The 24653-nt window shown below is 40.3% G+C and carries 21 protein-coding genes; 7 read left to right on the top strand and 14 right to left on the bottom strand.

What is annotated here, in order from left to right; genetic code table 11:
- Positions 1-2: 2 nt before the first annotated feature.
- The 3 genes from IRQ78_RS03985 to IRQ78_RS03975 all read right to left on the bottom strand — a co-directional run bounded on the left by IRQ78_RS03985 (position 3) and on the right by IRQ78_RS03975 (position 3348).
- Positions 3-551 (bottom strand): NAD(P)H nitroreductase, encoded by a 549-nt coding sequence (locus IRQ78_RS03985; RefSeq protein WP_138601088.1) that lies wholly within the window; start codon positions 549-551, stop codon positions 3-5.
- A gap of 63 nt (positions 552-614) precedes the next feature.
- Positions 615-1325 (bottom strand): HvfX family Cu-binding RiPP maturation protein, encoded by a 711-nt coding sequence (locus IRQ78_RS03980; protein ID WP_194441428.1) that lies wholly within the window; start codon positions 1323-1325, stop codon positions 615-617.
- 61 nt (positions 1326-1386) lie between these two features.
- Positions 1387-3348, bottom strand: coding sequence for an oxidoreductase (locus IRQ78_RS03975; protein WP_194441427.1), 1962 nt, complete (start codon positions 3346-3348; stop codon positions 1387-1389).
- A gap of 199 nt (positions 3349-3547) precedes the next feature.
- Here IRQ78_RS03975 and sppA point away from each other — a divergent pair, with 199 nt between their 5' ends.
- Both sppA and ansA read left to right on the top strand, forming a co-directional pair.
- Entirely contained in the window at positions 3548-5413 is a 1866-nt protein-coding gene (gene sppA / locus IRQ78_RS03970) for a signal peptide peptidase SppA (RefSeq protein WP_194441426.1), read from the top strand.
- Positions 5414-5472: 59 nt separating this feature from the next.
- Positions 5473-6483: an asparaginase gene (ansA, locus tag IRQ78_RS03965; RefSeq protein ID WP_194441425.1), complete on the top strand. Its 1011-nt coding sequence runs from the start codon at positions 5473-5475 to the stop codon at positions 6481-6483.
- 54 nt (positions 6484-6537) lie between these two features.
- Here the strand turns inward: ansA and gndA are convergent, their stop codons facing one another.
- Positions 6538-7911 carry an NADP-dependent phosphogluconate dehydrogenase gene (gene gndA, locus IRQ78_RS03960; RefSeq protein WP_054553937.1) on the bottom strand — a complete coding sequence of 458 codons (1374 nt, stop codon included), beginning with the start codon at positions 7909-7911 and terminating at the stop codon, positions 6538-6540.
- A gap of 424 nt (positions 7912-8335) precedes the next feature.
- Here gndA and pyk point away from each other — a divergent pair, with 424 nt between their 5' ends.
- Positions 8336-9769, top strand: coding sequence for a pyruvate kinase (gene pyk / locus IRQ78_RS03955; protein ID WP_194441424.1), 1434 nt, complete (start codon positions 8336-8338; stop codon positions 9767-9769).
- A 242-nt stretch (positions 9770-10011) separates the two neighbouring features.
- Here pyk and IRQ78_RS03950 read toward each other — a convergent pair whose 3' ends face one another.
- The 10 genes from IRQ78_RS03950 to thrS all read right to left on the bottom strand — a co-directional run bounded on the left by IRQ78_RS03950 (position 10012) and on the right by thrS (position 20321).
- Entirely contained in the window at positions 10012-10836 is an 825-nt protein-coding gene (locus IRQ78_RS03950; RefSeq protein ID WP_054554883.1) for a LytR/AlgR family response regulator transcription factor, read from the bottom strand.
- The gene (locus tag IRQ78_RS03945) at positions 10833-11906 is read right to left on the bottom strand and encodes a sensor histidine kinase (protein ID WP_054554884.1); all 1074 of its coding nucleotides are present in this window, start codon (positions 11904-11906) and stop codon (positions 10833-10835) included. The genes IRQ78_RS03950 and IRQ78_RS03945 overlap by 4 nt, the downstream gene beginning before the upstream one ends.
- 155 nt (positions 11907-12061) lie before the next feature.
- Positions 12062-13618: a SulP family inorganic anion transporter gene (locus tag IRQ78_RS03940; protein WP_054554885.1), complete on the bottom strand. Its 1557-nt coding sequence runs from the start codon at positions 13616-13618 to the stop codon at positions 12062-12064.
- A 143-nt stretch (positions 13619-13761) separates the two neighbouring features.
- Positions 13762-14220 (bottom strand): Lrp/AsnC family transcriptional regulator, encoded by a 459-nt coding sequence (locus IRQ78_RS03935; protein ID WP_036968198.1) that lies wholly within the window; start codon positions 14218-14220, stop codon positions 13762-13764.
- A 146-nt stretch (positions 14221-14366) separates the two neighbouring features.
- Entirely contained in the window at positions 14367-15008 is a 642-nt protein-coding gene (locus tag IRQ78_RS03930) for an MBL fold metallo-hydrolase (protein ID WP_194441423.1), read from the bottom strand.
- A 1-nt stretch (position 15009) separates the two neighbouring features.
- Complete coding sequence (locus IRQ78_RS03925; protein WP_194441422.1) at positions 15010-16806, bottom strand: M14 family metallopeptidase; 1797 nt, start codon at positions 16804-16806, stop codon at positions 15010-15012.
- Between the two features lie 199 nt (positions 16807-17005).
- Positions 17006-17365, bottom strand: a complete 360-nt coding sequence (gene rplT / locus IRQ78_RS03920) for a 50S ribosomal protein L20 (protein WP_036968189.1) — start codon at positions 17363-17365, stop codon at positions 17006-17008.
- A gap of 15 nt (positions 17366-17380) precedes the next feature.
- Positions 17381-17581 (bottom strand): 50S ribosomal protein L35, encoded by a 201-nt coding sequence (gene rpmI, locus IRQ78_RS03915; protein WP_054554888.1) that lies wholly within the window; start codon positions 17579-17581, stop codon positions 17381-17383.
- Between the two features lie 208 nt (positions 17582-17789).
- Positions 17790-18353 (bottom strand): translation initiation factor IF-3, encoded by a 564-nt coding sequence (gene infC, locus IRQ78_RS03910; RefSeq protein ID WP_082389338.1) that lies wholly within the window; start codon positions 18351-18353, stop codon positions 17790-17792.
- 57 nt (positions 18354-18410) lie between these two features.
- Positions 18411-20321: a threonine--tRNA ligase gene (gene thrS, locus IRQ78_RS03905; RefSeq protein ID WP_054554889.1), complete on the bottom strand. Its 1911-nt coding sequence runs from the start codon at positions 20319-20321 to the stop codon at positions 18411-18413.
- A 249-nt stretch (positions 20322-20570) separates the two neighbouring features.
- Between thrS and IRQ78_RS03900 the strand changes: the two genes are divergently transcribed.
- From IRQ78_RS03900 to IRQ78_RS03885, 4 genes are all read left to right on the top strand, one after another.
- Entirely contained in the window at positions 20571-21584 is a 1014-nt protein-coding gene (locus tag IRQ78_RS03900; RefSeq protein ID WP_138601076.1) for an endonuclease/exonuclease/phosphatase family protein, read from the top strand.
- A 64-nt stretch (positions 21585-21648) separates the two neighbouring features.
- Complete coding sequence (locus IRQ78_RS03895; protein ID WP_138601074.1) at positions 21649-22101, top strand: DUF3010 family protein; 453 nt, start codon at positions 21649-21651, stop codon at positions 22099-22101.
- 235 nt (positions 22102-22336) lie between these two features.
- Positions 22337-24052: an AMP-binding protein gene (locus IRQ78_RS03890; RefSeq protein WP_194441421.1), complete on the top strand. Its 1716-nt coding sequence runs from the start codon at positions 22337-22339 to the stop codon at positions 24050-24052.
- A 213-nt stretch (positions 24053-24265) separates the two neighbouring features.
- Positions 24266-24653 (top strand): transposase (locus IRQ78_RS03885; protein WP_194441420.1); only part of this gene is annotated, 388 nt, incomplete at its 3' end.

Below are 24653 nucleotides of genomic sequence, written 5' to 3'. Positions count from 1 at the left end.
ATTTATAAATTCTCAAAAAACGTCTCTGGCTTGTGTCTGATAGGTTTTTTAATGTCTATTTCTGGCGTACCTAAATAGAGGTAACCAACAATCTCATCTTGTTCTTTACAACCGAGTGCCGCTTTAACAGCTGGGCTTTGTGCAAAATAACCTGTGCGCCAAATACCCCCTAAACCTTGGGCGAATGCCGCTTGTTGCATTGCAAGTACAGCGCAGCCTGCACTTTGTACTTGTTCAATACGTGGCACTTTTGGGTTTTCAGTTACATCTGCAATGGCAATGATCATCATCGGAGATCGCAGCGGTAGTTCTTTAGCGCGCTCAATGGTTCTATCATCTTGGTTTTCAGCAACAGCGGCCTGATGATAGATATCGCCTAATTTATTACGTGCATCGCCTTCAACGACAATAAATCGCCAAGGAGCAATACAGCCATGATCAGGCACTTTAATGGCCGCTCGCTTAATAATTTCAAGTTGTTCTGCAGTAGGTCCAGGTGCGATAAGGCGAGGATCTGATTGTCGAGTTTGTAATAGCGTTAAAGCGTCCATGAATATTCCGTAAATGCTTAAGTACGACGCCCCTTAATAATCGGGGCAGAAAACCCAAGCTTATCATTTATCTTTATGAGCAAGAAAGCTATTCGATACTTTTCTAGTTAACCAATAATCTAAACTAACGTAACGACCACCCCCTGTAAAAAATAAACTCAATAACATAACAAAATATATGGCAGAAAACTCAATACCATTATTTAAGATCACAGGTTTCCCTTTCGCATAGAGGTACTCTGTATAACCATGCGTTTCTAGCAACTCACGCATTTTGGTTAATCTTTCGCTGGCTTCATCAGAATTAACTAGGCTAGCTTCACTACCAGGTATTGCAAGCCAATTGAGTACTCTCGCTGGGCTGGTGCTGGCATCGGTAGGTGTTACAGCAAACCAGCCATTACTGGCATGTACTGTTGTCGCTGCAACCAGCATGGTGATCATCAAAGGAATTGCGGTTAAACGAGTAAATAAACCCAATAATATAAAGATCCCCCCTAAAAACTCAGTCCATGCAGCTAAAAAGGCCAATACAGAGGGCATGGGTAGGCCTAAACCCCAGTCACTATTTCCAAACCATGCAACAATATCTTCAGATGCTAAAAAGTATTGATAAAAATGAGTAACATCACCGCTTAAAGCAAGCTTATTAAAGCCTGCAATGATCATCACTGGGGCTAAAATCAAGCGAATTAATAGACTCGGTAGTCCATCTAAAAACTGCAGTTTCTTTAAGGTGTGTTGGTAAAGGGGTATTAGGTGTGTGTTCAACATAGCGGTCTCGTGACTAAATAGATTAATCACATAGACCGCACGTTTTCTAGTTTACTTTCAATTAAATTTTACGAGCGACTTGTAACGCTTCAAAAATTGCACGTTTAGCATCGATAGCGGCAGCTAGTTTTGCGCCACCAATAACGTGTACTTTCGCGTTTTCGGTTTGATTGTCGAACGTTTCAGTATTTGATACCTGACCAATACAAGCAATCACGGTATCAACATCGAGGATTTGCTCTTCACCTTTTACCGTTATCTTCAGACCTTGCTTATCAAAGCTTAGATACTGACACTCAGCGATTTGTTTAACACCATGCTGTTTGGCAACTTGTCGGTGGATCCAACCCGTTGTTTTACCCAGTTCACTACCAAAACGCCCTGCACTTCGCTTAAGCATGTAAAGTTGACGATTGTCTTTTTCAGGCGCAGCTTCGCACTCAATACCCCATTGAGTTTTGAATTGCTCAATTGTTTGGCCTTTGTGTTCACTTAAAAAGGCAACCATATCAAAACCGATACCACCGGCACCTAGAATCGCAATTTTCTCACCGAGTTCTACTTCACCACGAATTACTTCATCATAAGCGAATACACGTTTGCCATCACCGCATTCGATTTTAGCTTCGCGCGGACGTACACCGGTTGCAAAAACCACATCATCGTATTGATTGAGCATATTGTCAGTAAATTCAGTACTGAGCTGTAAATCGACATTTAAACGCTTTAATTCATTAGTAAAGTAGTTAAGGGTATGGTTAAAGTCTTCTTTACCCGGCACTTGCATGGCTAAATTAAATTGGCCACCCATTTGTTCTTTACGTTCAATTAAAGTCACTTTGTGACCTTTCGCTGCTAAGTAACAACTTGCAGCAAGGCCAGCAGGGCCAGCCCCCACAACCAGGACTAATCGAGAAGATGGAGCTTTTTCAAGGCTGTAATCTAACTCAAAAGCCGCTTGTGGGTTAACCAAACAGGTGGCACGTTTATTTTTAAACACATGGTCTAAGCAGCCCTGATTACAACCAATACAAATATTGATTTGTTCAGACTTATTATTAACGTATTTATTGAAAAACTCTGGGTCCGCTAATAAAGGACGGGCCATCGAAATTAAATCAGACTCGCCTGCTTCTAAAATTCCATTGGCAATTTCCGGTGTGTTAATACGGTTAACCGCGATAACTGGCACTGATACTGTATCTTTTAAGCGTTTTGATGCTTCTTTAAATGCACCTGCTGGGACCATACTGGCAATCGTTGGTACACGAGCCTCGTGCCAACCAATACCGGTGTTAAAGATATCAACGCCAGCTTGTTCAAGTGCCAGGGCTTGTTGCTTTACTTCATCAGGCGTTGATCCATTAGGAATTAAATCCATCACAGACAAACGAAATACAATAATGAACTTTTGACTTACTTTAGCGCGTACAGCTTTAACAATATCTACCGCCAAGCGCATACGGTTTTCTAGACTACCACCATAGTTGTCTGTTCTTTTATTGGTGTGGTTAGCCATGAATTCATTAATCAAATAACCTTCAGAACCCATGATTTCAACACCGTCATAACCTGCTTTTTCAGCCATTTTTGCTGAGTTAGCAAAGTCTTTGATGGTTTTTTTAATTGAACCTAACGACATTTCTTTAGGTTTATACGGATTAATAGGTGCCTGAATTGAGCTTGGCGCTTGATTGAATGGATGATACGCATAGCGACCTGCATGCAATAATTGTAAGCAAATTTTTCCGCCATGTTGATGCACTGCATCAGTATATGCTTTGTGTTTGATCACATCATAAAATGAATTAAATGTTGATGCGAACGGAGATAGCTTGCCACGAATATTTGGGCTGTAGCCACCTGTAATGATTAAACCCGTGCCGCCTTTGGCACGTGCCTCGTAGAATGCACGTAAGCGTTTGCGGTTATGCCAGCCTTCTTCTAAGCCAGTATGCATTGATCCCATAACCAAACGATTACGAAGTTCGGTATGCGGTAATTGTAATTTTTGTTCTAACATTGTGTGCCCCGTTAACTGGTCGAACCTCTATTTGAAATAGATTCTGCGGCAATAACTTAGAATAATCAACTTTTCACTGCTAATTAATCGGTAGCAAATTATCGTTTTAAACACTCTGTTACTATTTAACAGTTAATTTTAAAGTTATTCTAAGCTAAGATGAGTTCACTACTAAGCTGTACTGAATTAAGGATTTATTTTGCTAGCAAAGATATTTAAAGGCATTTGGACCGGGATTAATTTTTCCCGCCGTTTGGTCCTAAACATATTATTTCTATTACTAGTAATACTCTTCTTTGTTGCCATCACAGGTGAAGAAGACCAAGTAAAAGTAGCAGACGGAACCGTGCTACGCCTAAACTTAAATGGCCCTATTGTTGAAGAAAAAACCTATGTTGATCCTGTAGAAGCAGCAATCAACGATGCAACTATGGGTAAAGAAGCACCATCAGAAATTCTTCTTGATGATGTCATTGAAGTGATCAACGAAGCAACTAAAGATGATCGCATCAGTGTTATGCTTCTTGACCTACAAAAAATGCCAAGCGCGCACATTAATAAGCTAAAACAAATAACGAAAGCAATTGATGCGTTTAAAGATGCAGGCAAGCAAGTTATTGCAACGGGCTACTACTATACACAAGCACAATATTATATTGCTGCCCATGCCAATGAAGTGTCTATGCACCCATATGGTGGTGTGAGCATTGAAGGCTACGGTATGTTCCCGCTTTACTTCAAAGATGCACTTGAAAAGTTAAAAGTGACTCAACATATTTTCCGTGTGGGTACTTATAAATCAGCGGTTGAACCATTCATTCGTAATGATATGTCAGATGCGGCAAAAGAAGCGAACAGCGTTTGGTTAACTGCACTTTGGAACGAGTACAAAACTGACGTTGCAGCAAGCCGTCCATTCGATGAAAGTAATTTCGATGAAGATATGGATGTTTATCTTGCAAAAATGCAAGCAGTGGATGGTAACTCGGGCCAATACGCGCTAAATAATCAGTGGGTTGATTCTTTAAAAACATCACAACAAATTCGCCAACAACTTATTGAGTTAGTCGGTGCAGAAGAAACAGGTAAAACCTTTAAGCAAGTAAGCTTCCGTGAGTATTTATCGCTGGTAAAACCGCCTGTTGAGTTCGATAACCCAATTACTGAAAAAGTAGCTGTCGTTGTAGCTAAAGGCACCATTGTCGATGGCGAGCGTAAAGCGGGCGAAATTGGTGGTGACTCTACTGCAGCCCTACTTCGTAAAGCGCGTCTTGATGACAAAGTGAAAGCCGTTGTACTACGCATCGATTCAGGTGGCGGTAGTATGTTTGCTTCTGAAGTTATCCGCGCTGAAGTATTAGCTCTTAAGGCAGCGGGTAAACCGGTTATCGCTTCAATGAGCTCAGTGGCAGCATCAGGTGGTTACTGGATTGCATCTGCAGCCAATGAAATTTGGGCAGCCCCTAGCACAATTACAGGTTCAATTGGTGTATTCGGTACTTTCATGACGTTTGAGAATACCATGGCTGAATTAGGTATTTACTCAGATGGTGTTGCAACAACTGATCTTGCTGGCTTCTCTATTGCACGCCCACTTGACGAGAAAATGTCAGACATCATTCAAATGAGCGTTGAAAATGCATATAAACGCTTTTTAAATGTAGTGGCTGAAGCACGTAACATGACGCCTGAGCAAGTTGATAAAATTGCCCAAGGCCGTGTATGGATTGCAACTCAAGCAAAAGAACTAGGTTTAGTTGATAAGCTTGGCGATAAGCAAGATGCAATTAAGGCGGCAGCTGAGCTTGCTAAGCTTAATCATTATGATGTTAAGACCATCAAACAGTCATTAACACCACAAGAGCAAATGCTGCAAGATATCTTTGGCACCGCGGCTGTTAAGAGCTTCTTTGCTAAGTCTGATTCATCACACTCAGTACTCGCAACACAAGCTAACTTACAAAGCCTTATTAATCAGTTAAGTAGTGAGATCGATAATCTAAAAGATTACAACGATCCACAAGGCGTTTACGCTCGTTGTTTAGTGTGTAATGTAATTCAATAAGTTACTTAGCTTAGCGATTTTAGGTATACTAAGCCCAGTTATTTAACTGGGCTTTTTTTATGAAACGTAAACGTATATATATCGCCTATACGGGTGGTACTATCGGTATGAAAAAATCGAGCCGTGGCTATGTTCCGGCAGAAGGTTTTTTAACCGAAACAGTGGTCAATAATGCAGAGTTTAATCGTGATGAAATGCCTTTGTTTGATATTCACGAATATTGCCCGCTCATTGATTCTTCAGATATGTCCCCTGCCCACTGGCAATTAATTGCTGACGATATTAAGAGTAAATACCAAGACTATGATGGCTTTGTGGTTCTGCATGGTACCGATACTATGGCCTACACAGCTTCTGCTTTGTCTTTCATGTTCGAAAACCTAACAAAACCTGTAATTGTGACAGGCTCACAAATTCCATTGTCGCAACTTCGTTCTGATGGCCAAGTAAACTTACTTAATGCCATGTATTTAGCCGCTAATTACCCAATTGCTGAAGTAAGCCTGTTTTTTAATAACCAATTATTCCGCGGTAACCGTGCAACAAAAGCCCATGCTGATGGCTTTGATGCCTTTGCATCACCGAACCTTGAACCATTAGCACTATCAGGAATTAATATTCAACTGCTCAAAGGGCAACTTAGCCCTTATGTTGATAACGAACTACAGGTATCGAATATCACGCCACAGCCAATTGGTGTGCTTTATCTCTATCCTGGGATCAGCCCAAAAGTGGTTAAAAGTTTAGTTAATGACGACATCAAAGCACTTGTGTTATTAAGTTTTGGCGTGGGTAATGCCCCACAAGATCCAGCTTTCTTAGACATTCTTAATGATGCAAGCAAACGCGGTATGGTGATTATAAATCTAACGCAGTGCTTAAAAGGCCAAGTTAATATGGGCGGTTATGCAACCGGTAATGCCTTATTAAATTGTGGTGTGATCAGTGGCTACGATATGACATTAGAAGCCTGTTTGACCAAGTTACACTACTTATTTAGTCAAAAGCTTGAAGTAGAAACAATTCGCCATTTGATGCAAGACAACCTGCGCGGTGAGCTAAGTCGTTAATACAACAAATACAAAAAAGGCACCAATTGGTGCCTTTTTTATTCTTTTCGATAATTAACGAACTTTTTCGTCAATCTCAACTAAGTCTGTTAAATGGCAAATCTCACCACTGTGAGTTTTAATACCATGCTCACCGAAGTAGTCACGTTGTGCTTGCACAAGGTGGCCATTACTTGGTGTTGTTAACGTCGCAATGTAAGTTTGCGTTGCAGTTAACACTGGGAATGCAAGACCAGATGCAACTGCTGCACCCGTTACTTTACGTAATGCTGCTGATTCACGCTGCATAGAATCAATAAATTCTACACCTTCAGCGACATTGTCTAAGTAATCAGCACGAATGATACAGCCAGCGCGCCACGTTTGTAGCGTTTTAGAAAGATCAACTTTCCACTGATGCGCACGAGACGCACCTTTGATAAGTGCTAAACCTTGACGATAAGCAAGTAAACTTGCCAATGTGAATGCATCTTTTAGCTCTGCTAAGTCTAAATCAACGGTATCAGTTGCTTTAGCAGCGTAAGTCATTTCTTTAGCAGCATGCGTATCACACGTATTTGTTAAGTGACGAGCTTGAACAGCCGCAACGAGTGATGGCACAGCAATACCAAGCTCTAGGGCATTTTGTGCAGTCCATAAACCCGTGCCTTTCGCGCCAACTTTATTGTCGATTAAATCAACTAGCGGCTCGCCTTCTGTCGTTTCAAGGCTCAAGATATGGCTTGAAATTGACAGTAAGTAGCTATTTAAAGTGCCTTCGGACCATTCATTGAAAATGTCAGCCACTTCTTTTGGTGAACGATTAGTACCTAAACGTAATAATTGATACATTTCTGCAATTAATTGCATTAGCGCATATTCAATACCGTTATGCACCATTTTCACAAAGTGACCACTTGCAGATTGGCCTACACGTGCAAAACACGACTCACCTTTGTAGCTTGCCGCTACTTTTTCAAACCACGGCTCAACACGCTCCCAGCCGCCTTCTGAACCACTTGCCATCATTGCAGGGCCGTGACGTGCGCCTTCTGCACCGCCAGAAATACCCATAGTGGCAAATTCAAATTTGTTTTGATATTTAAGTTTACGGCTAATGCCGTCTTTGTAGTTACTGTTGCCGCAATCTACGATAATGTCATCACAGTCAACACCTGCTTCTGCAAGCTCTGTACATACTTTATCAACCAATTCACCAGCAGGAACTAAAAGAAGAATCGAACGAGGCGGCTCTAAGCGTCTAACCATATCATTTAAATCAGACACAATATGTAAACGGTCTGCCAAACCTAATGCTTTCGCACAGCTTAGTAACTCGGCACCCGCATCTGGGTTTTTATCGTAAGCTACTAATGTCAGCCCTTTTTCAATCAGGTTGAGGGCAAGATTTTTACCCATAACGCCTAACCCTACTAATGCAACTTGCATTTAGTGTCCTCCTCGGTAACAACTATTGGTTAGTTAATCAAAATAATTACGCGCGCATTATACCCAAGCAGCCCAAAAATGCGAGCTTGACAGCCAACTTGAGATAAATCATCGAAATCATGAAGCGACGTTGGCCCCCAGTATATCAAAATAACCAAGGCATCGGACCAGATTTTTATAATACCCTTTAAAAAGGTATGTGTATTGACGCTACCTGACACCGGTGTCATAATAACGTCATTCACCCTTTGTATACTCTATAATTAATACAAAGAGCCAGATTCTCATAAGTAAAAACAATCATTTTTTACTTATGAGTTCTACATTGTGCTTATGTATAAGCCTATATTAAAGGTTTATAGCACGACATTTTAATAGATAACCATCAATTCGCTTAATATATTTGAGCGCACAGGAGAATTTGATGCTAAGACGCACAAAAATTGTTGCGACCCTTGGACCGGCAACCGATCGCGATAACAACCTAGAAAAAATTATTCGTGCAGGTGCAAATGTGGTTCGTTTGAACTTCTCACATGGCGTAGCACAAGATCATAAAGACCGCGCTGAAGCGGTACGCAGCATTGCTAAGCGTTTAGGCAAACACGTTGCTATCCTTGCAGACTTACAAGGTCCTAAAATTCGTGTATCAACCTTCAAAGACGGTAAAGTAAACCTAGAAGTTGGCGCAAAATTTACCCTTGATGCGAAAATGGAAAAAGGCCAAGGCGACGTTAATGCAGTCGGTATCGACTATAAAGAGCTACCTAACGACGTTAAAACAGGCGACTTACTGTTATTAAACGACGGTTTAATCCAATTAACGGTAGATAGCGTTGATGGTGACCTAGTGCACACAACTGTTACTGTTGGTGGCGTACTTTCAAATAACAAAGGTATCAACCGTTTAGGCGGTGGTTTAACAGCCCCTGCTTTCACTGATAAAGATAAAGAAGATTTAATCACTGCCACTGAGATTGGTGTTGATTATATTGCTGTTTCGTTCCCACGCAGTGGTGATGACATGCGTTATGTTCGCTCTTTAGCAGAAGATGCTGGCTCAAACGCACAACTATTAGCAAAAATCGAACGTGCAGAAGCCGTTGAAACTGTTGAAGCAATTGATGATATCGTACTTGCGTCTGACGCTGTGATGGTTGCGCGTGGTGACTTAGGTGTTGAAATTGGTGATGCAGCGCTTGTTGGTAAACAAAAGCTTATCATTAGCCGTGCTCGTTCACTTAACCGTACAGTTGTGACTGCAACACAAATGATGGAATCTATGATCGATAACCCAATGCCAACACGTGCAGAAGTTATGGACGTAGCAAACGCCGTATTAGATGGTACTGATGCAGTTATGTTATCTGCTGAGACAGCTGCTGGTGACTACCCTGAAGAAACCGTAGCGACTATGGCTCGCGTTTGTTTAGGTGCTGAATCACAAAAAGAAACGCACGTTTCTAAGCACCGTTTAGACAGCCGTTTTTCATCAAATGCTGAATCAATTGCATTATCTGCGATGTATGCAGCTAATCACTTAGATTCTGTTAAAGCTATTGTGACTCTGACTGAATCAGGTAGTACAGCTAAATTGATGTCACGCATCAGCTCTGGTTTACCAATTTATTCATTATCACGTCATCCAAGTACGCTGGGCCAAACAGCACTTTACCGTGGTGTTTATCCTGTATTCTTTGATTCAACGAAGTGTGAAGACGAAAGCATGGTACGTGATGCATTAAACACACTTGTTGAGCAAGGCTCACTAGTTGCAGGTGATACTGTGATTTTAACTCATGGTGATGCAATGGAAACGATTGGTGCAACTAACACTATGAAGATTGTAACAGTTTAAACTATTACAAATTTTCATTAAAAAGGCGCAATTAATAATTGCGCCTTTTTGTTTTAACTTACTAAATTTTGAATAGCTATTATACCAATCCGCTTAATTAAGTAGTCTATTTTGAGGCAATAAAACCTCGTTGATTACAAGGCAAAAATTTCGTTATTTAGTTGTTCTAAATGAGAAATTTTTAACGCAGTTAGCGACAGGTTTGATCCCTCAAAATGATTAAGTATTATTGCGGGTTGGTATTAGCTCGCGAGCGCTGCTTTCACTTTATCGCGATAGCTACGGCTTACTTTTAGTTCTTGGCCGTTATCTAGCACTAAAAGATACTCACCACTTACTTGAGTTACAAGTTTGCTAATTTGCTTAGTATTCACAATGGCACTGCGATGAACTCGCACAAATAGTTGTGGATCAAGCTCTTGTTCAAGCTCTTTCATTGTTTTACGAAGGATATGTGTTTGCCCATCTTGGCAATGAAGGCACATATAATCACCAGCCGCATCAACCCATTGAATCGTAATGACTGGCACACGAACAATTTCGCCCTGCTCTTTTACAGCTAATGATTCTGGATAACGACGGTCAGCAAGGCTATCGCCCGTTGCTAACTTCTTTAAAATTTCTTCGCAATTATTGCCTGTAATACCTGCAACAAAGCTCGCTAGTTTTTTCTTGTGGGCGTTATCTTGTTGCGTTTTTAAATAGGTATGCACTTTTTCTACCGCCTGTTTTAGTCTGTTGTCATCGACTGGTTTAAGAATATAATCCAACGCATGAATCTCGAATGCTTTAACTGCAAACTGGTCAAAAGCCGTTACAAACACAATAGCGGGTAATGGATTAACGCTCTCGCTAAGTGCTCTTGCAACTTCAAAACCGTTCATATTTGGCATTTGAATATCTAAGAAAACCAATTGAATATTGCCCGATAAGCATTCATCAATTGCTTCTTGACCATTGCTACATAAACGAATGACTTCTAAATCGTCAAATTCAGAAAGTCGAACAGCTAAGCCCTTTCTTGCTAGCGGTTCATCGTCAACGATCAAAGTTCTAATTTTGCTCATTTCTTAACAGCCTTTTCAAACGGAACGCGCAGATTAACTTTTAATCCACTTGGCGTATTGTCAGAGAGAACAAACGAGTAGTTGTTCTCATAAAGTGTTTTTAAGCGGTCCTGTGTATTAGCTATGCCAACGCCTTGAGAATTAACCAGTTGGCCATTTTTAAGCTCAGTGCCAGGACCATTATCGCCTACTTCCAATAATAGTTCATTTGCAAAAACTTGTGCTTTAATATCAATCACACCACCTTCATTTAATTGCGCTATCGCATACTTTATCGAGTTTTCGATAATAGGTTGGAGGATCAAGCTTGGTACCAAGGCTTCTTTTGCCTGCTCACTTACGTCTACATTGACTTGTAAACGTTCATCAAAGCGTACTTTTTCAATTTCTAAGTACAGCATGAGGGCATGAATTTCTTGCTCTAACGGCACCTTTTTTATTGGGTCGGTATTGAGTGTGTATCGTAAGAAGTCACTCAATTTTGACACCATTAAATTTGCATCTTTGTTCTCTTTTACCAAAATTAAGGTTGAGATTGCATTTAGGGTATTAAATAAAAAGTGCGGATTAAGTTGATAGCGCAGCATTTTCAGCTGAGCTTCATGAGCCATAGTGGTTGCTTTTAGAGCCTTTTGACGCTCACTTTGCAATAGCTGGTAATACTTAATACCAAAATACAAACCACTCCAACAAAGAATGATATAAACCGAATCTAAACCTTGTTGAAAGTAATAAAACCATTCATTTGGACGGTAACCGTGACGGTAGATTTCCCATAAATTGAATTTTTGTACAACGGCCCATAATGTGCCAGTTACATAGGAAGCACCAAAAACGACAAGCATTAATACCCAAGGTGAGGCATTCCACACTTTACGATACATATAACGTAAAGGTACTGTCATTAAACAGCCTGCATAAGCGTTTAATACAATAACAAATACGTAAATATCACGCATTTCAAAGACTTTTGAGCCGATATAATTAACTAACGCATACCCTATCCAGCCTGCAATTTGCAAAACCCAGAAAAAGCGTTGTCGATTATCAACTAATGATTGCCAATTCAAAATATCAGATTACCTTTCATAATTATTTTTATTATACCGATAGTCACGAGAGCAAAGCACTGCCGCCTATCTTAATTTTTTATAGCCTTACCGCATTCTTCAGACATTAAAAAAGCGAAGGCCACAACAGCCTTCGCTTTTTCTCTGCTTTATTTTTAAGCTAGTTTATCTGAAGCCACTTTATAATTTGGATCTTCAATCACATTCACTTCAACTAAATCACGCGCATTGTGTAATAGTTGAATACAATCAGGGCTTAAATGACGCAAATGCAGTTTCTTACCCACTTTTGCGTATTTTTCTGCAAGACTGTCAATCGCTTCAATCGCACTGTGATCAGCAACACGGCTATGTTTGAATTCAATGATCACGTCTTCTGGGTCATTTTTAACATCAAATAACTCGGCAAAGTTCTTAACCGAACCAAAGAATAAAGGACCATGAAGCTCGTACACTTTAGAGCCTTGCTCATCAATGTAATTGCTTGTGTAAATGTGTTTCGCATGCTGCCAAGCAAAAACTAAAGCCGAAACAATCACACCCACACATACCGCGATCGCAAGATCTGTTACTACGGTTACGCCAGAAACAAGTACGATAACAAAAGCATCAGACTTAGGTACACGCTTCATCATTTTGAAGCTTGCCCACTCGAAGGTACCAAGTACAACCATGAACATTACGCCAACTAAGGCAGCGAGTGGGATCATCTCAATGAGGCTGGCTGCAAAAATGATGAATGCTAGCAGTATTATTGCGGCACTAATACCAGATAAACGTGAACGACCGCCCGAGTTAATATTGATCATAGATTGACCAATCATCGCACAGCCACCCATCGCGCCAAAAAAGCCACAGGTAATATTTGCTGCGCCTTGACCAATACACTCTTTGTTACTGTGACCACGGGTTTCAGTAATTTCATCAATTAAGGTCAGTGTTAATAACGATTCAATTAAACCAATCGCTGCTAAAACTAAAGCATAAGGGAAGATAATTTTTAATGTTTCAAGGTTAAATGGCACCATAGGAATATGAAACTCCGGCAAGCCACCGGCAATCGTTGCCTGCTCATTACCTGTCATTCCTTTTAAGAAATCTAGTACAGTGCGCGCTTCTAAATCAAAGCCAATCACAATCGCTGTTACCGTTACAATGGCAGCTAACGATGAAGGTACAGCTGTAGTTAACTTAGGTAAGAAATGAATAATAGCCATAGTTAACGCTACTAAGCCAAGCATAATATAAAGTGCTTGCCCTTCCATCCACTGTTGGCCACCCATACCGTCTGGTACTTTAAATTGACCCAGTTGCGCCAAGAAAATAACAATCGCAAGACCATTTACAAAGCCAAGCATTACAGGGTGCGGAACCATGCGAATAAACTTGCCAAGCTTGAAGATACCTGCGAGTACTTGCAGTATCCCCATCAATAAGACGGTTGCAAATAGATACTCTACACCATGATCTAAAACTAAACTTACCATTACAACGGCTAGTGCGCCGGTAGCACCAGAAATCATACCTGGACGACCACCAAAAATAGCCGTAATTAAGCCAACAATAAATGCGGCATATAAACCAACCAAAGGCTCAACATTGGCAACAAAAGCAAACGCAACCGCTTCTGGTACCAATGCCAACGCAACGGTCAGGCCTGATAGAATATCGTTTTTAGCAGAGCTTGGCGCTTTGCTGAGTAAGTTAAACATTAAGATCCTCTTTATAGTGAATGCATTTCGGCAAGGCGCAGAATTCTAGCAAAATCCGCAAAAGTTAACAATTATTAACAACAAAACGGCTAGTACCTAAAAGCACTAACCGTTTTCGAAAAATAAAACGTAGTAGAAAAAGATTAAAGAGGTAAAGACGTACTACGCTTAACGCATGTCATGGTCACGTTTGAGTGAACTTCTTGAACAAACTCAAGGTTTAGTAGATTATCACGAACAAACTGCTCATAACCTTCAATACCTTTTGAAATAATACGAAGCATAAAGTCCATCGTACCAGCCATACTGTAACACTCGGTTACTTCATCATAGCTCATAATTAAACGTTCAAACTCAGCTAGGTTCGTTCTACCGTGGTTAGATAGACGAACATGGGCATAAACCAACATATCAAAGCCAAGCTTTTTCTCGTCAAGCAAAGCAACTTTACCTTTGATATAACCATCTTGCTCAAGCTTAGCAATACGACGCCAACATGGAGATTGAGATAAACCAACTTTATCGGCAATTTCTGCCGTAGATAAGCTAGCATCCTGCTGTAATAATGCCAAAATTTGGCGATCTACTTGGTTCAGAGACATTTTATTTCTTTTTCTGTAAAAATACTGGTTAAATTATATAACTGATTTAAATATCAGTCTGCCTATTTTCTACTGTTTGTGCAAAAAAATTGCAACTTTATACCAATCCACTTAATTAAAAAATTAGCCATTATTGCGAGTAAATATCAACCAAAACGCCCACTAATAAATGGATTTGTTTTTCGCTCATGCCCTACGGTGGTATTCGGACCGTGGCCTGGCAAAATAGCAACTTCATCAGAGAATGATAAAATCTCAGACTTAATTGATTCGATTAATTGAGCACTATCCCCTTTTGGAAAATCAGTACGACCAACAGAGCCTTGGAAAATCACGTCACCCACTATCACCTGTTCTGAACCTTGGTGGTAAAAAACAACATGACCAGGCGTATGCCCTGGGCAATGGCGTACAGATAACTCAAGTTCACCCACTGTGATTGTATCGCCATGATTTAGCCACTTCGTTGGATAAAATGGTGTAATTGGTGCAAAACCAAACATTTGCGCTTGCATTGGCAAGGCATCAAACCAAAATTTATCATCTAAATGTGGGCCAATGATATCAACGCTAAAATGCTCTGCGAGTTGCTTTGCAGCGCCCACATGGTCTAAGTGGCCATGTGTTAAATAAATTGCCTCCAATTGGCAACTTAAAGCAGCAAGTTCTGCTTGAAGTTTTTCAGCATCGCCACCAGGGTCAACCAAGGCCGCTTTATTCGTTTGCTCACAAATAATAATGCGGCAATTTTGCGCAAAGCCAGTAACAGGAACAGCTTTCACTTTCATGTTATTGTCCTTTTTGTAACTGCTCAAACGCCATTAAAATTGGGTATTTTAAATAGCCTTGATCATAAAACGGTGTACGCTCATAAAGCCAATGCAAGCGCGCATCAGCATCTTTAGCAAAGTTTTTATCTTCACGAATTTTTTTATCGAACTCTAAAGCCAATGCAGGTTTTTCTTTTAGCATTTGACGTGCGTACGGCATTAAAGCGTAATTCTCAACGTATTCAGTGCGCTGAAAAATAGTATTAAACTCGCCCCAAGCAAAGAATGAATCTGGTGCTTCTGGGTGTAGTAAGTGTGTAGCCAGTTCTGAGTATGGCTGCTCAGTTGAGACTTTGTACCAGCTGGTCATATCGACATTTTCTACGGTATTGTAATCAAATGTCGCCTCTACACGAAAACGTCCTTCAAAAGGTGCTTTTGCAAATGAGTAATCAGCAACGCTTGCTTGCGTTAATGGCTCAGAAACAGAACCATTCAACGTCGTTACCTCTACGCCGTGTAATTTAAGCTTACTTACCAATTGGCTGTACGCCGGCGGAATATAAAACGCAGCAGGTACGTTAACAGTCTTTTTAACTTCTTTTTGCCAAAAAATAGGCAAAGCGTCATAGTTTTTAGCTTCACCTAAATATTTAACTTCAGGTTGCCCAGACAATGCGCTTTCAGTTCTTGAATAGGCGATCCCTTTAAATTCGATGGTATCTGGCTCTTTTGCATAACCACGTTCAACAACTAATTGCGTAGGTTTGAAATCGAGCTCTTTTTGAACTGCTTCATTAAGGGCTTTATCGTTTGCAGCTAAAGCATCAATGGCACCATCAATAAATACATAAGTACCTAATACGCGCTGCTTATAAGGTTTTAAAGAGTGGTTCTCAACTAAGATAGTCGGTAATGAACGTAAATCACCCCAGCCATTTGAAAAACGTGGTGTTGCCACCCAACCCGCTAACCCTTTTTTAAATTCCCGCTTGTCCATTACAAACACAAGTGGACCAGGAATATGCCCTGCTTTTTCGAGTTTGGCATCAATAACAGGTTTAAATAGATTATCCAGCGCTTGTGAGACACTCGGTGATTCACTCGAAAAAACCGGATTATAGCCGTAGGTCACGTCATACTGATAATCAGCGCCATCGGTTACATGGACATCCACGTATAAATCTGGCTTAAATTGATTAATAACCTGCATCACACCTCGTACTTCGGGTGTATCAAGCTTAGTGTAATCACGATTTAAATTTAAATTTAGACCATTCGTTCTAAAGCCCATTTCTACTGGGCCACGCTGATTAATTCGGTTGTATTGGCTACTACGCTCGTGACCATCAACGTTTAAAATAGGAATAAAAAGAATATTGACTTTGCTAAGAATATCGCGGCGTTTACCTGTTGCAATATCGCGTAGCAACATAAACATGGCGTCTTTGCCATCAATTTCACCACTGTGAATGCCTGCTTGAATAAAGATGGTTGGTTTTGTATCAGCAACAAGTTGTTTGGCATCAAACAAACCTTGCTCATTCGCCACTAACATCTTAACCGCACGACCCGCACTGCTTGTCGCAATAGTCGTTACTTTGAATTGTGTTGGGTTTGCGGCAACAAGGCGATCTACGAACGCCATAGTGTCTGCATAATCAGGCGATAAAGTGCCTTCGCTTAATTCAAAATCTGTGGTTAAAGGTCCTTTTTCTTGCATTAAAGACACACTATCGCCTTGCCATGGCAATAATGGGGGTAAGTGGCTGTCTAAAGTTACTGCAGCAGATAAAAACACTAAACTCGCAAACATATCACTCTCAAGTGCGGTACTTATTCTATATTGGGGAAATTATAACAACTAATCTGAATGGATTGCGTAAACTGCGGTGATTCAACAAAAAAATGGAGCAAACGACATACGCTATGCAAAATCGTTGTTAGTTATGAATATTAATTAAGATCAAAAAAAGGAGCACTAGGCTCCTTTTTAAACTTTATGAAAAGCGAAATTAAGCCGCTAGGCCTTCTTTTGCTTTTGCAACAAGCGCTGCGAATGCAACTTGGTCATAAACAGCGATATCTGCAAGGATCTTACGATCGATTTCTACAGAAGTCTTTTTAAGACCATTGATAAAACGGCTGTATGAAAGACCGTTTTGACGAGCTGCTGCATTGATACGTGCAATCCAAAGTTGACGGAAAGTACGTTTCTTAGCACGACGGTCACGGTAAGCGTATTGACCCGCTTTAGTAACTGCCTGGAAAGCTACGCGGTAAACACGTGAACGTGCTCCGTAGTAACCTTTAGCTTGCTTTAAAACTTTTTTGTGACGTGCACGTGCGATAACACCGCGTTTAACTCTTGCCATTTCTGAAGACTCCTATTAAGCGAATGGTAACATACGTGAAACTAGACCATGGTCATTCTTATGAACCATCATCTTAGGACGTAAGTGTAATTTACGCTTAGAAGTTTTCTTAGTCAGAATGTGACGAAGATGCGCTTGTTTACGCTTGAAACCGCCAGAAGCAGTTTTCTTGAAACGCTTAGCCGCGCCTCTGTGAGTTTTTAGCTTGTAAGCCATTGCAATAACTCCAAATGTATTGCTTAAAAATTAGCAAGCAGGCGAGAGATATAAAAATAGCTCTACTTTTAAGGCCTAACTTACTGCCATAATCCGGTGAAGGCTCACTACAAAAGCAGTGCAACCTTACTTATAACCGGTTATTTCAGGTGAACAGTAAACTGTTACTTGCAGACCTGAAATAAAATCGGTGCGTAATATACCCTGTTTATTGCTTTTTAGCAATAGGTGCCATCATCATAACCATCTGGCGACCTTCAACACGATTTGGGAATGATTCAACTTGTGAAACATCTTCTAAATCGGCTTTAACACGGTTTAATAATTCGATACCAATTTCTTGGTGAGCCATTTCACGACCACGGAAACGGATAGTGATTTTAGCTTTATCACCCGCTTCTAAGAACTTGCGTAAGTTGCGTAGCTTAACCTGGTAGTCACCTTCATCCGTACCTGGACGGAATTTGATTTCTTTAACCTGGATTTGCTTTTGCTTTTTCTTTTGTTCTTTTAGTTCTTTGCTTTTTTCAAAGATGAACTTACCGTAGTCCATAACCTTACAAACAGGTGGCTCAGCATTAGGACTGATTTCTACAAGATCTACACCCGCATCATCAGCGATAGCTTGCGCCTCTTTTAATGACACGATGCCAGCTTGCTCGCCGTCGATGCCAATTAAACGAACTTCTTTAGCTGTAATATCTTCGTTGATACGATTTTTTTGAGCTGTTTGTTGCCCTTTCTTGCCGCCTCTAATGGTACGATCCTCCAAGAATATAAAATAAAAAGCGTGTAGTTGGCTGTTTGTTTTGCCCTACACGCTCATGATTTATTGTCGATTTTTAATTTCTTCGCTTACTTTTGCAATGAAATCATCAACACTAAATTTGCCTAGGTCTTCACCTGTGCGAGTGCGTACTGCCACTTCTTGTTGTTCAACTTCTTTATCGCCAACAACAAGTAAATATGGAATACGTTTTAACGTATGTTCACGGATTTTAAAGCCAATCTTCTCATTTCTCAAGTCAGCAGCGGCTCTAATTCCAAGTTTATTTAATTTTTGTACAATTTCTTGCACATAATCTGCTTGTTTGTCCGTGATGTTCATGATCACAACTTGCTTAGGAGCAAGCCACGTTGGGAACAAACCAGCGTATTCTTCAGTTAAAATACCGATGAAACGCTCAATTGAACCTAAAATCGCGCGGTGGATCATAACAGGTGTACGACGTTCGTTATTTTCAGCAACATAAGTTGCACCTAAACGACCTGGTAATGCGAAGTCTAGCTGTACAGTACCACATTGCCATGCACGGTCTAAACAGTCATAAAGTGTAAACTCAATCTTAGGACCGTAGAATGCACCTTCACCTGGTAGGTAATCAAACTCAATGTCATTTGCTTTTAATGCATCAGCTAGCGCAAGCTCAGCTTTATCCCACATTTCGTCTTCACCGATACGCTTTTCTGGACGAGTAGATAGTTTTACAACGATCTTCTCAAAGCCAAACGTTTCGTATGTGTCGTAAACCATTTTGATACATGCAGAAACTTCATCCATGATTTGCTCTTCAGTACAGAAGATATGCGCATCATCTTGAGTAAAGCCACGTACACGCATTAAGCCGTGTAATGCACCTGATGGTTCGTTACGGTGACAACAACCAAACTCTGCCATACGTAATGGTAGATCACGGTATGATTTTAAACCTTGATTAAAGATTTGTACGTGACCCGGGCAGTTCATTGGTTTGATTGCGTATTCACGCTTTTCAGATTCAGTTGTGAACATCGCATCTGCGTATTTGTCCCAGTGACCTGATTTTTCCCATAAACCACGGTCCATCATTAATGGGCCTTTAACTTCTTCGTAATCGTACTCACGTAATTTTTCACGAACGAAGTCTTCTAGTTCACGGTAAATGCTCCAGCCATCGTTGTGCCAAAACACCATGCCTGGTGCTTCTTCTTGCCAGTGCCATAAATCAAGCGCTTTACCAATACGACGGTGATCACGTTTTTCAGCTTCTTCCAAACGTTTTAAATACGCTTTAAGTTGCTTTTTATCTGCCCATGCAGTGCCGTAGATACGTTGCAGCATCTTGTTTTCAGAATCACCGCGCCAATAAGCCCCTGCCACTTTCATAATTTTGAAATGTTGGCAGAATTTCATGTTTGGAACGTGTGGACCACGACACATGTCGATGTATTCTTCGTGATGGTATAAGCCTGGACGATCATCTTTCGCGATGTTCTCGTCTAGGATTTCCATTTTATATGTTTCACCACGCGCTTCAAAAGTATCGCGTGCTTCTTGCCAGCTTACGGTCTTTTTAACAACGTCGTAGTTTGTTTTAGCAAGCTCAAGCATGCGCTTTTCGATAGCATCTAAATCATCTTGGCTTAAAGAGTGTTCCATGTCGATATCGTAATAAAAACCGTTATCGATGGTCGGACCGATTGCCATTTTTGCTTCAGGGAAAAGCTGCTTAACTGCATGACCAATAAGGTGCGCACATGAGTGACGGATAATCTCTAAACCATCATCATCTTTTGCTGTGATAATTTCTAAACGCGCATCTTCGGTGATTAAGTCACATGCATCAACACGAGTACCATTAACACGGCCTGCAATCGTTGCCTTGGCAAGACCTGGACCGATATCGCTCGCTACGTCAAATGTGCTTACTGGGTTTTCAAAACTACGCTGACTGCCGTCAGGGAGGGTAATAACTGGCATTATAAATCCTTAATACAGTGGTGATGCCTACAATGCATCACATGTAATATTTTTAAATTAATTTTTAGTAACTCTGCAACGCTTTTACGAATAAGCATTGCTATTTATGCTTGTATTTACTGAGTCTTCGCAAATACAAGCGACTATTGTCGCTGCTCACGTGCTCAAATACAAGTAATTAGAAGAGTAAATTGACAATTAGTTAACTCATTTCATACTTAATGAGTCAGTACTTTTAGGGTGATGAAAATGCCAAACACGCGTTCTTTCAAGTTTGCTACATTTAACTTATTAAATTATACCGCGCCACCCTACTCGTTTTACCAATTACATGAGCGCTATAACAATACGCAATGGCTGCAAAAACAATTATTTGTTGCTAATTTCTTAAGTGAGTCAACCCCTGATGTGGTGGCATTTCAAGAAGTGTTTAGTCAACACGCATTAGAAGTGCAGTGTAAAGAAGCGGGTTATGATTATTTTAAAACGGTCGATAGCCCGTCCCATGATGCGCTCTATCCGCAAGTGTTATTCAACCCTGTAGTTGCAATTGCGAGTAAATACCCGTTTAAATCAGCCGATGCACTGACGCCATGCCCTGAATTACTTGAGTACTTAAACAATCAAAATGAGTTCAAATTTAATCGCACACCGATTAAATGCATCATTGATTTACCTGATTTTGGTGAAGTCTGTTTTTATGTTGTTCATTTTAAGTCACAGCGTGTGCAATCAATGGCTCACATTCTTAATATTCATAACCTTGAAGATCCGCTCCTGCAGTTACTACATCAAACGGTAGGTACCATGCAGTCGCAAATATCCCGCTCATTAGAAGCGTCTATTGTCTATTATGATGCACTGAAAACGCAGCGAGAAATGCAATGTGCAACACTTGTTATGGGAGACTTTAATGATGTACTTACCAGCCCAACTTTATCATTTATGACTCAAGGCTTTCATCCAACTCGCTGTGAACCTTGTATAGAACAGAACGAACTCGTTGTTGGTCTGACCGACAGCTATGAGTTTAGCCGCTCATATTATGATAATAAAAACAAACCCTTTAGCCATTATTACCAAGGAAAAGGGAATGTATTAGATTATATTCTTGCTTCAGCGCATTTTAATCCCGATTGCCAAGCTTCGAAAGTTAAAGTGCTCGACTACGAAAGTTATGATAAGCATATTTCGCCAAGTAAATTAACCGAAGATATTAGTGTAAGTGACCACGGTGTTATCTCTATTAAAATTCATTTTTAAAGCACCTGTTTTTCATAACGTTAATTGCTATAATTGCGCAAATTAAGTTATTTAGAGAAAGACCATGAGAACATGTGGTGTAGAAATTACAGGTAGTGATGTACTGCTGTGCATTTTAACCAAAGACAATGACGTATTTGATATACGTGATGTCAGACAAACACGTTTTACCTTAGGCAATGGTAATGACACAGAAGTAATGCGTAAATTCCAATTTGATTTCAAAAAATTAATGGAGGATTACCAAATTGACTCTGTAGCAATTAAAGAGCGCCAAGCTAAAGGTAAGTTTGCTGGCAGCGCAAAAGGTTTCAAAATGGAAACGGCTATTCAGTTAATTGAACGCTTAGATGTGCAAATTTTATCTGCAACTGAAATCAAAGAGCAGCTTAAGCGCAACCCAGTGCCTATTGATTTTGAAGACACAGGACTGAAAAAATTCCAAGAAAATGCATTCATTAGTGCTTACGTGTACATCATGCGTAAAACTTATAAGCAAGATGAGTCAAAAGCTTAATTGCTGCTTATTCTTAAAAAAACGTGCTACGGCACGTTTTTTTATACCTCAAAACCCATTCTTTATTCTGCTTTATTAAAATTACACTCTGTACATTAGTCTTATAAAGCTTTTCTTTGTCGACAATCTATGTTTAGTTAATCAGGTACGCATGTTTTGAAATCAACTTAAATGGTTGTTTCAATTCTTTTGCATCAAGTCCATGACAACAAATTAACCGGACACGGAGAATACAATGCAGACAAAGAACACACACATTAATGCGCTTCCACTTTCTCAAAGCTATTATCAAGGCCGTACAGACATTCCATTGATAGAACAAACAATTGGACAGTACCTTGATAATATTGTCGACAATTACCCTGATCACCCCGCAATTGTGGTTCATCATCAACAGATCCGATTAAACTATAGACAATACCAGCAGCAGATTAACCAGTTAGCAATGGGATTATTATCACTTGGCGTTAAACCTGGCGATCGTGTTGGAATTTGGTCACCCAATAATATCGAATGGTGTTTAACTCAATTTGCCACAGCTAAAATTGGTGCAATCATGGTGTGCATTAACCCTGCATATCGACCAAACGAATTGAAATACGCACTCAATAGTGTTGAGTGCTCAACACTTATCACAGCAACTGAATTTAAAGCCAGTAATTATATAAACATGCTCAATGAGCTCGCACCGGAGCTTGCAGATTCACAAGCAGGTAAATTAAATTTAAACGCCCTGCCACACCTAAAAAACATTATTCGTATTGGTGATGAACCTGCTGCTGGCATGTTTAGCTTTAGCGATATCATGCAGCGCGCTACAGATGCCCATAAGCTGGAGCTTGATGCCATTGCGGCCACTTTACATTGTGACCAAGATATCAATATTCAATTTACTTCTGGTACTACGGGTAATCCAAAAGGAGCGACCTTATCCCATAAAAACATCCTCAATAACGGATTTTTGATGGCCCAAGCGATGAAGCTGAAACATGAAGATAAACTCTGTATTCCGGTACCGCTATATCACTGCTTTGGTATGGTGCTTGGCAATTTAGTATGTATAAGTAAAGGCGCTACCGCTGTTTTTCCGGGGGATTCTTTCGACCCTAAAACAACCCTTGAAGTTGTTGAAAAAGAACGCTGTACAGGCTTACATGGTGTTCCAACAATGTTTATCGCCGAGTTAGAGCTTAAAGATTTTGCAAACTATGACTTATCTAGCCTCCGAACAGGCGTAATGGCCGGCTCAACCTGCCCTGAGCAAGTTATGCGTAAAGTTCACTCATTAATGCATATGAAAGAAGTTGTAATTGGTTATGGCCAAACTGAATGTAGCCCGATAAATAACGTAACCGAAACCGACTCGCCTCTCGAAAAACAAGTTACCACAGTGGGCCGTGCATTAGCCCATACTGAAGTGAAAATTATCGACGAGCTGGGTGATATTCAAAAAGTTGGTATACCGGGTGAAGTATGTAGCCGTGGTGCTGGAATTATGCGCTGCTATTGGAATGATGAAGAAAAAACGAAAGCAACAATTGATCAAGACGGCTGGTTACATTCTGGTGACTTAGGTGTGATGGACGAAGATGGCTTTGTTGCTATCGTTGGCCGGATAAAAGACATGATCATTCGCGGTGGAGAAAACATTTATCCAAGAGAAATAGAAGAAGTACTTTACACCTATCCAGGTATTCAAGATGCAGCCATATTTGGTATTAGCGATGAAAAATACGGCGAAGAAGTGTGCGCCTGGATCCAACCAAAAGATGATGCGGTACTTGATGAAAATGCCATTCGTGATTTCTTAAAAGATAAACTTGCCTATTTCAAAGTACCAAAGCACATCCGCTTTGTTGAAGAATACCCAATGACAGTAACAGGCAAGCTTCAAAAATTTAAAATGCGCGAACAAATGCAAGAACTCCTAAGCGAAAAGGCATTTTCGTAATCATTCACTTGCAAAGTACCCCCTAATTTCAAGCAAGCTCAGCACCGCTGAGCTTTTTTATTTAGATATATATTTAGACACCCATTTTAAATTTGAAGAGTTAACCGAGCTTCATATATAAAGACTAAATTTATGTAGACATCCAACTTAATATTTCTCAATTTTTGGAATTACAGCTAAGCTTATAGTGTTCAACTCATGGAGGAGAAGAGCATGGCAACCCCACGTAGAAACTTAATTAGCGTTTCAAACACGCCTTATTATCACTGCATTTCACGCTGCGTTCGTCGCGCTTATTTATGCGGGCAAGACCCACTAACTGGTCGCTCATTTGAACACAGACGCGATTGGGTTGAAAAGAAACTACTTCAACTTGGTCGTATATTTTGTATTGATATTTGCGCCTACGCGGTTATGAGTAACCACTCTCATCTCGTTCTTCATATCGATATTGCAAAAGCAAAGCGTTTGAATAATAAAGCGATTCTGATTAGATGGCACAAGTTATTTAAAAGTACATTCCTTTGCCAACAATTCTTAAATGGCGAATTGCTAACAAAAGCAGAGCTTTCTGCGGTTAATACCAGAGTAAATTTATATC

Origin of the sequence: Pseudoalteromonas simplex, from assembly GCF_015278155.1 — a bacterium.
Taxonomy (GTDB): Bacteria; Pseudomonadota; Gammaproteobacteria; order Enterobacterales; family Alteromonadaceae; genus Pseudoalteromonas; species Pseudoalteromonas simplex.
The sequence above is the reverse complement of the archived record's forward strand: the minus strand, read 5'-3'. Positions and strand labels throughout refer to the sequence as shown.

Excerpts from the sequence above, each read along its gene's own strand:
- IRQ78_RS03975 (WP_194441427.1), bottom strand. The coding sequence starts at position 3,348 with ATGTTAGAACAAAAATTACAATTACCGCATACCGAACTTCGTAATCGT.
- IRQ78_RS03935 (WP_036968198.1), bottom strand. The coding sequence starts at position 14,220 with ATGTCTCTGAACCAAGTAGATCGCCAAATTTTGGCATTATTACAGCAG.
- thrS (WP_054554889.1), bottom strand. The coding sequence starts at position 20,321 with ATGCCAGTTATTACCCTCCCTGACGGCAGTCAGCGTAGTTTTGAAAAC.
- pyk (WP_194441424.1), top strand. The coding sequence starts at position 8,336 with ATGCTAAGACGCACAAAAATTGTTGCGACCCTTGGACCGGCAACCGAT.
- IRQ78_RS03940 (WP_054554885.1), bottom strand. The coding sequence starts at position 13,618 with ATGTTTAACTTACTCAGCAAAGCGCCAAGCTCTGCTAAAAACGATATT.
- IRQ78_RS03895 (WP_138601074.1), top strand. The coding sequence starts at position 21,649 with ATGAGAACATGTGGTGTAGAAATTACAGGTAGTGATGTACTGCTGTGC.
- IRQ78_RS03890 (WP_194441421.1), top strand. The coding sequence starts at position 22,337 with ATGCAGACAAAGAACACACACATTAATGCGCTTCCACTTTCTCAAAGC.
- IRQ78_RS03925 (WP_194441422.1), bottom strand. The coding sequence starts at position 16,806 with ATGTTTGCGAGTTTAGTGTTTTTATCTGCTGCAGTAACTTTAGACAGC.
- gndA (WP_054553937.1), bottom strand. The coding sequence starts at position 7,911 with ATGCAAGTTGCATTAGTAGGGTTAGGCGTTATGGGTAAAAATCTTGCC.
- IRQ78_RS03950 (WP_054554883.1), bottom strand. The coding sequence starts at position 10,836 with ATGAGCAAAATTAGAACTTTGATCGTTGACGATGAACCGCTAGCAAGA.
- IRQ78_RS03900 (WP_138601076.1), top strand. The coding sequence starts at position 20,571 with ATGCCAAACACGCGTTCTTTCAAGTTTGCTACATTTAACTTATTAAAT.
- IRQ78_RS03930 (WP_194441423.1), bottom strand. The coding sequence starts at position 15,008 with ATGAAAGTGAAAGCTGTTCCTGTTACTGGCTTTGCGCAAAATTGCCGC.
- rpmI (WP_054554888.1), bottom strand. The coding sequence starts at position 17,581 with ATGGCTTACAAGCTAAAAACTCACAGAGGCGCGGCTAAGCGTTTCAAG.
- IRQ78_RS03980 (WP_194441428.1), bottom strand. The coding sequence starts at position 1,325 with ATGTTGAACACACACCTAATACCCCTTTACCAACACACCTTAAAGAAA.
- ansA (WP_194441425.1), top strand. The coding sequence starts at position 5,473 with ATGAAACGTAAACGTATATATATCGCCTATACGGGTGGTACTATCGGT.
- IRQ78_RS03985 (WP_138601088.1), bottom strand. The coding sequence starts at position 551 with ATGGACGCTTTAACGCTATTACAAACTCGACAATCAGATCCTCGCCTT.
- rplT (WP_036968189.1), bottom strand. The coding sequence starts at position 17,365 with ATGGCAAGAGTTAAACGCGGTGTTATCGCACGTGCACGTCACAAAAAA.